Raw genomic sequence first — 714 nt, 5'->3', positions numbered from 1 at the left:
CCGCAGAAGCAAGCGCTGATTGAAGGCGTAGATATTGTGGTGAGCACACCAGGACGTCTGATTGATTTATACGGCCAGCGTGCGATCCATTTTGATGAAGTGGAAATGCTGGTATTGGACGAAGCCGATAAGATGCTTGATATGGGCTTTATCGACTCGATCGATAAGATCATCGATTGCATGCCAGAAGATGTTCAAAGTTTGCTGTTCTCGGCTACGTTGTCGAACCCAGTTCGTGATTTGGCCAAAAACGCGATTGTAGATCCTGAAGAGATTACGATTGCAAAACACAGCGCATCTAAGTCGAACATCAAGCAGTGGATCACCACCGTCGATAAAGACATGAAGTCATCGCTTTTGAGCCACATGCTGAATGAAAACGACTGGTCGCAAGTGCTGATCTTTATTGAAACAAAACACGGCGCGGCTAAATTGGTTAGCCAGCTTGAGAAGCGCGGCATTGTGGCTGAAGCGTTCCACAGTGGTCGCAATCAGCGTGTTCGTCAGGAACTGATTGAGAAGTTCAAGGCGGGTGAAATTCAGTATCTGGTTGCAACTGGCGTTGCCGCGCGTGGTATTGATATCGACAACTTACCAGTAGTGATTAACTACGATTTGCCATTCCCTGCGGATGAGTACGTACACCGCATCGGGCGTACTGGCCGTGCTGGCGCGCAAGGTGAAGCGATCTCTTTGGTATCGAAGGATGATTTC

The 714-nt window shown here is 48.5% G+C and carries 1 protein-coding gene; it reads left to right on the top strand.

What is annotated here, in order from left to right; genetic code table 11:
• A partial coding sequence (locus R7Q46_RS27055; protein WP_318078242.1) for a DEAD/DEAH box helicase occupies positions 1–714 on the top strand: 714 nt, incomplete at both ends.

This window comes from Vibrio sp. 811, from assembly GCF_033339195.1.
Note: the sequence above shows the minus strand (reverse complement) of the source record. Positions and strands in the feature narration are given on the sequence as shown.